We start from the raw sequence: 12642 nt of genomic DNA, 5'->3' as shown, positions 1-12642 counted from the left end.
GAAGCCCAGGCACCGAAGGAGTTGGAAACCATGGCCCCAGTCGCCATGCGTCTCGCTGCATCATCTCTCTCCGACGCCCAGCCCGTCCCCTTCTGGCTGGAAGACCCCGGCAAGCCCGGCGCCCTGCCCGCCCTCACCGGCACCGAGAAGTGCGATCTCCTCGTGATCGGCGGCGGCTACAGCGGACTGTGGACCGCGCTCCTCGCCAAGGAGCGCGACCCCGGCCAGGACGTCGTGCTGATCGAAGGCCGCGAGGCGGGCTGGGCCGCCTCGGGCCGCAACGGCGGCTTCTGCGCCGCCTCCCTCACCCACGGCTTCGGCAACGGCCTCTCCCGCTGGCCGGGCGAGCTGCCGAAGCTGGAACGGCTCGGCGCGGCCAACCTCGACGCCATCGAGGCGGCCGTCGCCCGCTACTCCCTGGACTGCGAGTTCGAGCGCACCGGCGAGATCGACGTGGCCACCGAGGCGTACCAGCTGGAGGAGCTCCACGCGTGGTACGAGGAGGCCGAGCGGCTCGGCCTCGCCGGCGGCCTCACTCTCCTCGACCAGGACGCCGTCCGGGCCGAGGTGAACTCGCCGACCTTCCGGGGCGGTCTGTGGGACCGCGACGGCGTCGCCATGCTCCACCCGGCGAAGCTCGCCTGGGGCCTCAAGCGGGCCTGCCTCGACCTCGGCGTGCGGATCTTCGAGAACACCCCGGGCCTCGACCTGGTGTCGGCCGGCGCCGGCATGGCCGTGCGCACCCCGTACGGCCGGGTCGCCGCCCGCCGGGTCGCCCTCGGCACCAACGTCTTCCCGTCGCTGGTCAAGCGGCTGCGCCCGTACACCGTCCCGGTCTACGACTACGCGCTGGTCACCGAGCCGCTGACCGACGAGCAGCTCGCCTCCGTCGGCTGGAGGAACCGGCAGGGCCTCGGCGACTCCGCCAACCAGTTCCACTACTTCCGGATCACCGCCGACAACCGGATCCTCTGGGGCGGGTACGACGCCGTCTACCGCTTCGGCGGCAAGGTGCAGGCGGAGATGGACCACCGCCCGGAGACCTACCTCAAGCTGGCCGAGCACTTCTTCACCTGCTTCCCGCAGCTGGAGGGGCTCCGCTTCAGCCACGCCTGGGGCGGCGCGATCGACACCTGCTCGCGCTTCTCGGCCTTCTTCGGCACCGCCCACCAGGGCAGGGTGGCGTACGCGCAGGGCTACACCGGGCTCGGCGTCGGCGCCACCCGCTTCGGCGCCGAGGTGATGCTCGACCTGCTCGCCGGGGAGCGCACCGAGCGCACCGAGCTGGCCATGGTCCGCTCCAAGCCGCTGCCCTTCCCGCCGGAGCCGATCGCCTGGGCCGGCATCGGGATCACCAAGTGGTCGCTGGCCCGCGCCGACGCCAACGGCGGGCGGCGGAACCTGTGGCTGAAGGCGATGGACAAGCTGGGCCTCGGCTTCGACAGCTGAACCGCCCGCCACCCTCGATGTGATTCAGATCACAACCGATGGGTAGGGAAACCCGCGTAAGAGCGGGGAACCCTCGCGCTCTCTCCGTGTGGACGCGCACCTCCGCGCGTCCCCATGGAGAGGAGTACGCACGATGACAGCTACGGGGGCCTCCGGCGTCAGGGCCGCGGTGGAATGGCTGGCCGCGGTCGCGCCCGATCCCGACGCCTGCCGCTGGGAGTGGGAGCGCAACCCGCACGGGATCGCCCTGCTGCCGGCCGGCCGGCGCTGGGACGTGCTGATCCTGCCGGGCGGGCTCGGCCACCCCACCCTCGACGTCCTGACCCGCCTGGTCGACCGGCCGGGCCCGGTCCTCGCCGACTTCGGCGACGCCCGGATCGGCTTCTTCGTCCCGCCCGGCACGGCCGCCCGCTGGCTCGGCACCGGGGTCCGCGGCGCCGGGTCCGGCACCTGGATCGCCGTCCCCTATCCGGGGCGGGCGACCGGGGGAGGGCGCTGGCTGGTGATGCCGGACGGGCAGGGCACGCTCACCGACGCCTCGCTGCTCGAACTCGCCATGCACGAGGCCGCGGGCGAACTGGCCCGCGAACAGACGCCCGGCGGGGCCGCCTCCTGATATCCCCTCCTCCGACTCCGGTCCCGTCCAGAGGTCTTGACCACTCGATTGGTCTGGACCATGCTGTGCCGCGCTCCACTCCGATCCCCCACCCCCGGAGGCAGTCGTGGACCGCACCAGACCTCTCACCCTGCTGCTGGCGGGCGCGCTCGCCGTCGGCGGGCTCGCCGCGCTCACCCCGGCCGCCCAGGCCGCCGACTCCGAACTCGCCCGCAACGGCGGCTTCGAGGCCGGCCTGGACGGCTGGACCTGCACCGCGGGCAGCGGCGCCGTCGTCTCCTCTCCCGTCCACAGCGGGACGAAGGCGCTCCAGGCCACCCCGGCCGGCAGCGACAACGCCAAGTGCTCCCAGACCATCACGGTCAAGCCCAACTCGGCGTACACGCTGAGCGGCTGGGTCCGCGGCAGCTACGTCTACCTCGGCGTCACCGGCACCGGCACCGCCGACACCTCCACCTGGACCCAGTCCGCCCCCGACTGGCAGAAGCTCTCCACCACCTTCACCACCGGCGCCGGCACCACCTCGGTCACGGTCTACACCCACGGCTGGTACGGCACCCCCGCCTACCAGGCCGACGACCTCTCCCTCTACGGCCCCGGCGGCGACCCGGTCCAGCTCCCCGCCGCCCCCACCGGCCTCACCGCCGGCTCCCCGACCGCCACCTCCGTGCCGCTGAGCTGGACCGCCGTCCCCGGCGCCACCTCGTACCACGTCTACCGGGGCACCACGAGGATCCAGACGGTCACCGGCACCACCGCCACCGCGACCGGGCTCACGGCCTCCACCGCGTACACCTTCCAGGTCAGCGCCGCGAACAGCGCCGGCGAGTCCCCGAAGTCGGCCCCGGTGACCGCGACCACGACCTCCGGAGGCGGCGGCGACCCCGGCGGCGCGCTCCCCGCCCGCGCCCTCGTCGGCTACCTCCACGCCAGCTTCGCCAACGGCTCCGGCTACACCCGCATGGCCGACGTGCCGGACTCCTGGGACGTCATCAACCTGGCCTTCGGCGAGCCGACCTCGGTCACCTCCGGCGACATCCGCTTCAGCCTCTGCCCGGCGACCGAATGCCCGAACGTCGAGTCCCCCGCCGACTTCAAGGCCGCCATCAAGGCCAAGCAGGCCGCCGGCAAGAAGGTCCTCATCTCCATCGGCGGCCAGAACGGCCAGGTCCAGCTCGCCACCACCGCCGCCCGCGACGCCTTCGTCACCTCGGTCTCGAAGATCATCGACGAGTACGGCCTCGACGGCCTCGACATCGACTTCGAGGGCCACTCGCTCTCGCTCCAGACCGGCGACACCGACTTCCGCAGCCCCGCCACCCCGGTCATCGTCCACCTGATCCAGGCGCTCAAGACCCTCAAGGCCAAGTACGGCGCGAAGTTCGTCCTGACGATGGCCCCGGAGACCTTCTTCGTCCAGCTCGGCTACCAGTTCTACGGCTCCGGCCCCTGGGGCGGCCAGGACCCGCGCGCCGGCGCCTACCTCCCGGTCATCCACGCCCTGCGCGACGACCTCACCCTGCTCCACGTCCAGGACTACAACTCCGGCCCCGTCATGGGCCTGGACAACCAGTACCACTCCATGGGCGGCGCCGACTTCCACGTCGCCATGACCGACATGCTGCTCACCGGCTTCCCGGTCGCCGGCAACACCGACCGCGTCTTCCCCGCCCTCCGCCCCGACCAGGTCGCCATCGGCCTCCCCGCCTCCACCCAGGCGGGCAACGGCCACACCGCCCCCGCCGAGGTGACCAAGGCCCTCGACTGCCTCACCAAGAGGCGGAACTGCGGCACCTACCAGCCCCACGGCACGTGGACCTCCCTGCGCGGCCTGATGACCTGGTCGATCAACTGGGACCGCTACAACCAGTGGGAGTTCAGCCGCAACTTCGACGCGTACGACTGGAGCTGACCCGGCCTTCCGCGGGGTGACGGGTCACCCCGTCACCTCGCGGAACAGGCGGGCCGGAACCGCCCCGGGATCCGGCCCGCCCAACTCCGCCAGCGTCGCCCGCACATCGAGCGGGACGGCCCGCACCCGGGCGGTCACCGCCCCCTCCAGCGTCCGCGCCGCCACCCGGTCACCACCGCCCGATCCGGCCGGGCCCGGGTGGACCAGGGCGCAGACCGGGGGCCGCCCGTCCGCCCGCCGCCCGAGCGCGTGGGCGTAGAACGCCGCCTGGTACAGGTCCGCCGGGGAGACCTTCCTCTCCGCGTAGAGCTTGTACTTGACGTCCACCGGCAGCCGGTAGGGGAGCCCGGACCGCAGGCCCGACACCAGCACGTCGGGCCGCACGGTGCCGTAGCCGTGGCGGGCCCGCTCGTCGAACAGCACGGAGGAGTGCGAGGTCTGGCGCTCCACCCGCAGCCCGGAGCCCTCCGCGCCGTCCTCCAGGAGCCGGGTCACGAAGGCCTCGAAGAGGAGGTTCATGTCGATCAGGAAGGCACCCGAGACCAGCGGGCCCGGGGAGAACAGCCCGTCGAGGCCGCCGCCGGTCAGGAGCAGGCCCGCCCACAGGTGCGCGGGCCGGTAGTGCTCGTTGTGCCGGTGGTACGTCAGCCCGGCGAGCGCGGCCCGCACGTCGCCGAGCGGCGTCGGGGCGTGCTGGGCGAACAGCCCCGCCGCCCGCCGGGCCCGCGCCCGCACCCCCTCGTCGCGCGCCGTCCGGGCGGCCAGGGCGAGGGCGGCCGCGCAGAGCCGGTTGTCGGTGACGTCCGCCTCGTGCTCCTCGAACCGGCAGGCCAGCAGGTCCAGCCGGCCGTGGTGGTGGAGCAGCTGCCGGTCGGGGAGCAGCCGGCCGCGGACCACCCGCAGGTCGTCCTCCGTGGTCACGTAGTCACGGCGCACCCCGTGCCGCAGCAGCCGCTCGCCGTGCTCGACGACCATGAGACAGACCAGGTCCCTCAGGTGCGGCCGTCCGCCGGCCAGACCCTGCGCGGTCGGCAGCGGGTTCCGCACCCGGCCCCAGGCGTGGTCGACCATCCGCAGCACGTCGAGCTCCCCGCCGAGGTGCTTCGGGACCACCCTGATCTCGGCGGCCTCCAGCCGTACCGTCCCCACGTACTGCGCGGCGGCCACCTCCAGCCGGTCCCCGCGGAGCTCCCGCAGCCGCAGCCGCCCGTCGAAGGCGCCACCGGCCACCAGCCGCCGGTCGGCCTCCGTCAGCCGCACCCCGTTGAAGACCCGGGTGGCGTACTCGGTCAGTTCGAGCGGAACGGGCCCGTCACTCCCCACCGGAACCGACCTGGAGCTCCTCGTACAGACGGTTGACGAGGTCCTCGTCCGTGAGGTCCCGGAGGGTGTGGGCCGCGACGTCGACCAGTTCCTCGCCGAGGAACCCGGCGAGCAGCCCGTAGTCGTCGTACGCGTACTCCTGCAGCAGCGGAAGGATCTCGCCGCGCACGATCGCGGCGAACTCCGCGGCGGTCGCCACGGGGACACCCCCGGCGAGGAAGAAGGCGTGCCCTATCTGCTTCTCCCGGTCGAGCCGCGTCCGGATGCGCGCGTTGAGCCGGTCGAGGAAGACGCCGAGGTCCAGCTGGTCGACCTGGCTGCCGCGCAGGGGCCCCGGGTCCGGGAGCAGTTCGATGAAGGCGAAGCGCCGCCGGATGGCCGAGTCCAGCATCCGGATCGACCGGTCGGCGGTGTTCATCGTGCCGAGGAGACGCACGTTCGGCGGGACCCGGAAGGGTGCCCCCGAGAGCGGCAGCGTGACGGGCAGACCCCGCTTGTCCTTCTCCAGGACGGTGATCGACTCGCCCAGGATGCTCGGCAGATTGCCCCGGTTCAGCTCGTCGACGACCAGCAGGTGGAGCTGGCCCGGGTCCGCCGCGGCGGTCGCGCAGACCCGCTTGAAGACGCCGTCCACCGGCTCCAGGACGAAGCCGGACGCGCCCTTGACGGGGCGCAGCCCCTCCACGAAGTCCTCGTAGCCGTAGCTCGGGTGGAAGGTGGCCATGGTCAGCCGCCCGGCCTCGGTCAGCGCCTCGATCGTCGCGGCGAACGCGGCGGTCCCCGGCTCGGCCAGCGGATCGACGCCCGGCAGATCGGCGGACAGCTCGCCGAGCCGCCGGACGGCGTACCGCAGCGCGTGGTACGTCTTCCCGGTGCCGGGCGGCCCGAACAGCACGGCCTGCCCCCGGCGTTCGAGGGCGTCGTCGATCCGCTGGAGGGCGGCGTCGAGCGGCGGGATCTCGACGAGGCCGCCCGGCTCGGCACCGGCCGTGGCCCCCGCTGCCCGGACGTCCAGGAGCCGGCTCAAGATCTTGTTCCAGAGTGCCGCGGGCACGTCCGAGACGAGGCGGTCGCCCCAGTCCGCCACGGGTTCGGCCAGCCTGCCCGCGCGACCCTCGTCCCAGAGGACCTGTACCGCGTGGCCTGACGGCCCCGCCTCGCTCGAAGGGATCCACAGGTAGCCGTCGCCGTGGACCCGGCCGACTCCGAGGACCTCGCTCCGGCCCCGCGTGGCGAGAACACGGTCGCCGTCCCGCAGGTCGAGCAGGCTCCACAGCTCGGCCGCGCGGGCCGTCGGCCTGGTGCCGGACGGCCCGGCGTCCGCGTACGCCTCGTCGAAGGCGGCCGTGAACTCGTCCTCGTCGGCGTACCAGTGCAGGTCGCCGACCCGGTCCGCCGCCACGGGAACGAAGCCCTCGGTGAAGAACGGCTCCCACTCCGCCGGGAGTCCGGGGACCCCGATCCGTACGATGCGGGCGCTGGTCCGGCGGGCCGGGGCCCACCAGTCGAGGAAGCGCCAGACGAGCTGCGGCGGCCAGCCGGCGAACCGGGGATCCTCGTCCACGAGGGACTTCAGGAGCTCCTTGCGCGCGAACGGCTGGAGCTTCGCCGTCGCCGTCCCGGGAGCGAGCCGGTTCAGACAGTGCTGGGTGAAGCTGTCCGAGTAGACGGGAAGCACGGAGTCGGGGGCGTAGATCCGCAGGGTCTTCGCCACGACCATGATCCCGGAGCGGACCGAGGTGATGTCGTCGATGTCCCGGACCCGGCCCTCACGGGCCGCGGTCACGGCGGCGACCAGGCCGGCCCTGACCTGACGCCACGCCTCGTCGACGTCGGCGTACCGCTTGTCGAACCACCAGGTTCCGTGGTTCTGCCGGTAGACGAAGTGCTTCTTCGCCGTGCCGCCGGTGATGCTCCCGAGTGCCTTGCTGCCGAACTCCAGCAGGTAGCTGTACACCTGGTGGCCGGGCCTGTCCGGCTGTCCGAGCGCGTACCGCTCCAGCGGCAGTTCGGCCCAGTCCTCCCAGGGGAACTCCGTCCGGATCCGCTCGGCGTCCCGGTCCGCGGCCTCGACCGCGGCGCGGTGCCGTTCGGCGTCGAAGACCCGCAGGGCGTCGTCGACCGGCCAGTACGGCAGGGTCTCGGCGTGGCTGTCGGTGACCGGACGCAGCGCGCAGGAGCAGACGCCGACGACGGGCCGGTTGCGGCCGTTGAGCAGCCCCGAGGAGGTGGCGAACGCGGCCGGGTCCTCGGCGTCGAGCAGCCGGCGCCAGAGGAGCCCGTCCGGGTCGGGGTGGCGCGGGAGGCTGTCGGAGTCCGTCAGGTGCCCGCAGCCCGGTGAGTGATGGATCTTGAACCCGTGTGCCGGGAGGATGACCTCCCCCGGCGAAGGACTCAGCTCGTAGGCCCGTCCGTCGATCGTGACGGCGTACCGCCGCTCCCCGTCCGCCATGCGTCCCCTCCCCGGATCCGGCCCCGACCGTACCGCGCCGCGAGGACCGGCCAGCACAGCAGCGGGAGACAGAGGGCGACGGAGGCCAGCACGTCCAGCGGCCAGTGGAAGCCCCGCAGGATCAGGCCCGTTCCCGTCACCGCCGTCAGCACGGCGGCGACGGGAACGAGCCGTCGCGACACCAGCTGGGCGGCGCCGAAGTAGGCGACCATCGCGGTGGCGGTGTGGCCGGAGGGGTAGTAGCCGTGGGCCCAGGGTTCGAGCGGTCCGGGGCGGGCCGTCCACTCCTTCAGGGGGACGACGAGCAGCGGTACGCAGACCATGGCGAGACCGGCGAAGAGCGCCTGCCGGCGGCGGCCGCGCCGGACCGCGTACGCCATCGCGGCGGCGAGCACGGGCAGGGCCACCGTCAGATTGCCGAGGTCGGAGGCGAGTTCGGTGAGGCGCCGGGGGAGCGTGTCCACCACGGCCGCGGACACCCGCTCGTCGAGCCTGGCCAAGGGGCCGTGGACGAGCACCTGCCAGGTCACGACGGCGAGGGCGACGAGCGCCGAGAAGAGAGCCGGCCGCCCTGGAACAGGGGGGGTGGTTCCGGGGCGGCCGAGGGGATCGGGCTGCCGCGCGCCCCGGGGGGTGTGGGGCGGGCGGCCATCCGATCGGTGAGGAGTCCCGGAGCACGAGGCTCCGGTGGTGTGCGCTTCGGCACGGTGCGGGCGGGGCTGGGGAGGCTCCGCCCTGGGTGTTTCTCTCATCTGGGGAAGACCGTACGGCACGAAGAGGGGGACCGACAGCGGGAAACGCATCCCGCCATCGGCCCCCCACAGAGTCTTCACACCGTGTGGACCACGGTCGCGGCTCAGAGCGCCGCGAGCGCCGCCTCGATGACGTCCAGACCCTCGTTGAGCAGGTCCTCGCCGATGACCAGCGGCGGGAGGAAGCGGAGCACGTTGCCGTAGGTGCCGCAGGTGAGGACGAGGACGCCCTCGTTGTGGCAGTACTTGGCGAGCGCGGCGGCGGCCTCGGCGGCCGGCTCCTTCGTCTCCGGGTCCTTGACGAGCTCGATGGCGATCATGGCGCCGCGGCCGCGGATGTCGCCGATGACCGGGAACTTCTCCTGCATCGCGGTGAGGCGGCCCTTCATGACCTCCTCGATGCGCTTGGCCTTCCCGTTGAGGTCCAGCTCCTTCATCGTCTCGATGGCGCCCAGCGCACCGGCGCAGGCCACCGGGTTGCCGCCGTAGGTGCCGCCCAGGCCGCCGCCGTGGACGGAGTCCATGATCTCGGCGCGGCCGGTGACGGCGGCGAGCGGCAGACCGCCCGCGATGCCCTTGGCGGTGGTGATGAGGTCCGGGACGATGCCCTCGTCCTCGCAGGCGAACCACTGGCCGGTGCGGCAGAAGCCGGCCTGGATCTCGTCGGCGACGAAGACGATGCCGTTGTCGTTGGCGAACTTCACGATCGCCGGGAGGAAGCCCTTGGCCGGCTCGATGAAGCCGCCCTCGCCGAGGACCGGCTCGATGACGATCGCGGCGACGTTCTCGGCGCCGATCTGCTTGGTGATGTTGTCGATCGCCTGCGCGGCGGCCTCGGGGCCGGCGTTCTCGGCACCCGTGGGCCAGCGGTAGCCGTAGGCGACCGGCACGCGGTACACCTCGGGCGCGAACGGACCGAAGCCCTGCTTGTACGGCATGTTCTTCGCCGTCATGCCCATGGTGAGGTTGGTGCGGCCGTGGTAGCCGTGGTCGAAGACGACGACGGCCTGGCGCTTGGTGTACGAGCGCGCGATCTTGACGGCGTTCTCGACGGCCTCGGCGCCCGAGTTGAACAGCGCGGACTTCTTGGCGTGGTCGCCCGGGGTCAGCTCGGCCAGCGCCTCGCAGACCTCGACGTAGCCCTCGTACGGGGTCACCATGAAACAGGTGTGGGTGAAGTCCTGGAGCTGCGCGGAGGCGCGGCGCACGACGGCCTCGGCGGAGGCGCCCACGGAGGTCACGGCGATGCCGGAACCGAAGTCGATCAGCAGGTTGCCGTCGACGTCCTCGATGATGCCGCCGCCCGCGCGCTTGGTGAACACCGGCAGCGTGGAGCCCACGCCCCCGGCGACGGTGTCCAGCCGGCGAGCCTGAAGCTCCTGCGACTTCGGACCGGGAATGGCGGTGACGACGCGCCGCTCCTGCGGGACAGCGTTCATGCGGGGCTCCTGGGGTGTTCTGGACGCTCTTGCGGGTTTCCTCCGCAGGCTAGGCGCGGGCACCGGCCCGGCGCATGCTACGGATGGGAGTGGTCCCGGCGTGTCCTTGTCCGTATCGGCCATACGCGCAGTTGTCCCGGGCGACGCCGTGCCATCGCCCTGATCCGGGGCATGATCCGGGACCGAGGCTCTAGATTGGGCCCGGACGACAGCGCCGCGGAGTCGAAGGGCCAGGGGGCAGGGGACATGGAGTTCGAGGGCACGCACGGCTCGCGGAGCACCCACGACGGGCCGCCGCACGCCGATATCCCCCGCCCGGCGGGAGCGCCCGCCGCCGTCCCGCCGGTGCCCGCGGCCGCACCGCCCTCCGCGCCGCCGAGACCGACCGGCGCGCCCCCCGTCGCCCCGGGCCGGGCCACGCTCGTCGACTGGCTGCGGACACCTCGCCCCGAGGCCGCGCCCGGCATCTGGCGGTTCGGTCACGTGCCCCGCCCCGAACGCGCGCCCGACGAGACCCCGCTGCGGACCGTGCTGGCCGGCGCGACGATCTCCTTCCTCGTCGCGGTCCTGCTCTGGTCGCTGCTCCGCAACGGCTACATCCCGTACTGGAGCGTGCCGATCCGCCTCTTCACGCCCGGCGACTGGTGGCGCCCGCTCGGCGGCGCGCCCGTACCCGGCACCGGAGGGCCCGTCGCCCTCGCCGTCTATCGCTTCGTCCTCTTCGCCGGCATCTTCGGCGGGATCGGCCGCTTCGGCCGCTGGCCGTACGCCTGGAACCGGCTCGCCCTGGAGTACGGACGCCGGGCCCAGTTCGTCCTCGCCGCACTCGCCGGCCTCCTCACCGTGGCCCTCGTCCGCGGCGACTGGCTGCCGCTGCGCCCCCTCGTCCTCTCGATGCTGCCGTACGAGCTGACGGCGCCCGACGCGGTCTTCGCCAACCAGGAGATGGAGGACACGGCCACGCTGCTGCTCACCATCGCCACCGCCCTGCCCTTCGTGTGGCTCGCCCTGCGGCGCGCCACGCCGCGACCGGGCTCCACCGCCGCCATGGCCGCCCCCTCCGGCCCCGACCTCGTCTCCTGGCCCGACCTGAGGGCCGCCGGGCTCGCCGAGGCGGCCGACCGGCTCGCCGCCGAGGCCGCCTCCGGTGCCATGAACGACGTCGACTACGCCCGGATCAAGACCGCCTGGGAGAACACCGGGCACGCCCCCGACCGGCAGGCCGCCTTCGTCCGCGAGGTCCACGCGCGGGGCGCCGCCGCCTTCCTGCACCCGTCCGGCGCCCGCTTCCTGGCCGGCCGCAGGGCCACGCACGACCTCGCCCTCCGGCAGGTGCGCCTCGGCACCGTCACGGACACCGACCGCAACCCGTACGCGCGCCGCACCACCGGCCTCGCCCTCGACCCCGACGTGCTCGGCACCGGCATGCTCGTCGTCGGCCCCTCGGGCAGCGGCAAGACGACCCGCCTCGTCCGCCCCCTCGTCGAGTCCCTCTCCCTCCAGGCGCTCGCCGGACAGGCCGCCGTCGTCGTGGTCGGCTCCGACACCGCGCCCCTCGGCCCGGACGAGTCCTACGACGTCGTCATCCGCGTCGGCGACCCGGCCTCACCGCACGACCTCGACCTCTACGGCGGCACCTCCGACCCGGACCGCGCCGCCGCGCTGCTCGCCGACGTCCTGGCGACCGACACCACCGACACCCGCCGGGCCACCACCACGCTCGCCCAGCTCCTCGGCCCCTTCCACGCCGTCCACGGCCGCTTCCCCTCGGTCCCCGAGCTCCGCGAACTCCTCGACGGCGCCCCCACCGTCCTCCAGACCCTGCGCGCGGCCCTCGAACGGGCCGGACACGCCTCCCTCGTCCGGGAACTCGACGCCCGCGCCCGGCAGCAGGGTGCCGCCGGAGACCCCGCCGGCGCCCTCGCCGACCGGATCGCCCTGCTCGACCGCCCCGCGTTCGCGGGCTTCTTCGACACCTCGGGAGCGACGGCGCCGTTCACGATGCGGGCCCTGGAGCACCCCGTACGCGTCCGGATCGACCTGCCGGAATCCGGCCACGCCGAAGCCTCCCGGCTGCTCACCCGGCTCGTGCTCGCCCAGTTCCTCGGCCGGACCGTCGGCCGCACCGACCGTTCCCGCTTCGCCTGCCTCGTGCTCGACGACGCCGCGCACACGCTGACCTCGGAGACCGTGCGGGGCCTGCAGCGGCTGCGCTCCGCCCACGCCGGTGTCGTCCTCGGACTCCGCACCGTCGAGGACGTCCCCGAGCACCTGCGCACCGCGCTGTTCGGTGCCGTCGGCTGCCGGTTCGCCCTCGCCGGGATCACCACCTGGGACGGCAAGCGGTTCGCGGAGACCTGGGGCACCGAGTGGGTGGAGACCCGGGACGTCACCCGTCGGACCGTCCGGTCCGACGAACCGCTCACCCGGGTGGCACACGCCGTGCGCAAGCTCGTCACCGGCCGGGCCGTCACCACCGACGCGGTGACCGTCCGCGAGGTCGAGCGGGAACGCTGGTCCGCCTCCGACCTGGCGCACGGCGTGCCGCCCGGCCACGCGGTGCTCTCCCTCACCGATGTGCGGGGCGAGCACACGCCGCCCCTCCTGGTCGACCTGCGCAGCTGAGCGCGACCCCCCGCCCGCCCTGGCACAATCGGACGCGCCGCCCTCCCCAGCGGCGTCACCTCGCCGGGTGCGGA

At 73.5% G+C, this 12642-nt stretch carries 8 protein-coding genes; 4 read left to right on the top strand and 4 right to left on the bottom strand.

The window, feature by feature from the left end; all coding sequences use genetic code 11:
• Positions 1 to 30: 30 nt before the first annotated feature.
• The 3 genes from IF73_RS0116865 (at position 31) to IF73_RS0116855 (ending at position 3977) form a co-directional block, all read left to right on the top strand.
• Entirely contained in the window at positions 31 to 1449 is a 1419-nt protein-coding gene (locus IF73_RS0116865; protein WP_031008572.1) for an NAD(P)/FAD-dependent oxidoreductase, read from the top strand.
• Positions 1450 to 1582: 133 nt separating this feature from the next.
• Positions 1583 to 2065: a hypothetical protein gene (locus IF73_RS0116860; RefSeq protein WP_031008569.1), complete on the top strand. Its 483-nt coding sequence runs from the start codon at positions 1583 to 1585 to the stop codon at positions 2063 to 2065.
• Between the two features lie 106 nt (positions 2066 to 2171).
• The gene (locus IF73_RS0116855; protein ID WP_031008565.1) at positions 2172 to 3977 is read left to right on the top strand and encodes a chitinase; all 1806 of its coding nucleotides are present in this window, start codon (positions 2172 to 2174) and stop codon (positions 3975 to 3977) included.
• Positions 3978 to 4001: 24 nt separating this feature from the next.
• Here the strand turns inward: IF73_RS0116855 and IF73_RS0116850 are convergent, their stop codons facing one another.
• From IF73_RS0116850 to gabT, 4 genes are all read right to left on the bottom strand, one after another.
• The gene (locus IF73_RS0116850) at positions 4002 to 5300 is read right to left on the bottom strand and encodes an McrC family protein (protein ID WP_051716874.1); all 1299 of its coding nucleotides are present in this window, start codon (positions 5298 to 5300) and stop codon (positions 4002 to 4004) included.
• The gene (locus IF73_RS0116845) at positions 5290 to 7752 is read right to left on the bottom strand and encodes an McrB family protein (protein ID WP_031008562.1); all 2463 of its coding nucleotides are present in this window, start codon (positions 7750 to 7752) and stop codon (positions 5290 to 5292) included. Before IF73_RS0116845 ends, IF73_RS0116850 begins: the two co-directional genes overlap by 11 nt.
• Positions 7695 to 8504 (bottom strand): phosphatase PAP2 family protein, encoded by an 810-nt coding sequence (locus IF73_RS0116840; RefSeq protein ID WP_199806664.1) that lies wholly within the window; start codon positions 8502 to 8504, stop codon positions 7695 to 7697. Before IF73_RS0116840 ends, IF73_RS0116845 begins: the two co-directional genes overlap by 58 nt.
• A 104-nt stretch (positions 8505 to 8608) precedes the next feature.
• Positions 8609 to 9943: a 4-aminobutyrate--2-oxoglutarate transaminase gene (gabT, locus tag IF73_RS0116835; RefSeq protein WP_031008555.1), complete on the bottom strand. Its 1335-nt coding sequence runs from the start codon at positions 9941 to 9943 to the stop codon at positions 8609 to 8611.
• Between the two features lie 246 nt (positions 9944 to 10189).
• Here gabT and IF73_RS0116830 point away from each other — a divergent pair, with 246 nt between their 5' ends.
• A complete protein-coding gene (locus IF73_RS0116830) occupies positions 10190 to 12568 on the top strand; it encodes an ATP/GTP-binding protein (protein ID WP_031008552.1) in 2379 nt (792 codons plus the stop codon).
• Positions 12569 to 12642: the final 74 nt, after the last annotated feature.

Source organism: Streptomyces sp. NRRL F-5727 (assembly GCF_000719555.1).
In the GTDB taxonomy this organism is placed as follows: domain Bacteria; phylum Actinomycetota; class Actinomycetes; order Streptomycetales; family Streptomycetaceae; genus Streptomyces.
Note: the sequence above shows the minus strand (reverse complement) of the source record. Positions and strands in the feature narration are given on the sequence as shown.

Bases quoted from the DNA above. Each gene is read 5' to 3' on its own strand.
- gabT (WP_031008555.1), bottom strand. From the start codon at position 9,943: ATGAACGCTGTCCCGCAGGAGCGGCGCGTCGTCACCGCCATTCCCGGT.
- IF73_RS0116840 (WP_199806664.1), bottom strand. From the start codon at position 8,504: ATGAGAGAAACACCCAGGGCGGAGCCTCCCCAGCCCCGCCCGCACCGT.
- IF73_RS0116865 (WP_031008572.1), top strand. From the start codon at position 31: ATGGCCCCAGTCGCCATGCGTCTCGCTGCATCATCTCTCTCCGACGCC.
- IF73_RS0116830 (WP_031008552.1), top strand. From the start codon at position 10,190: ATGGAGTTCGAGGGCACGCACGGCTCGCGGAGCACCCACGACGGGCCG.
- IF73_RS0116845 (WP_031008562.1), bottom strand. From the start codon at position 7,752: ATGGCGGACGGGGAGCGGCGGTACGCCGTCACGATCGACGGACGGGCC.
- IF73_RS0116860 (WP_031008569.1), top strand. From the start codon at position 1,583: ATGACAGCTACGGGGGCCTCCGGCGTCAGGGCCGCGGTGGAATGGCTG.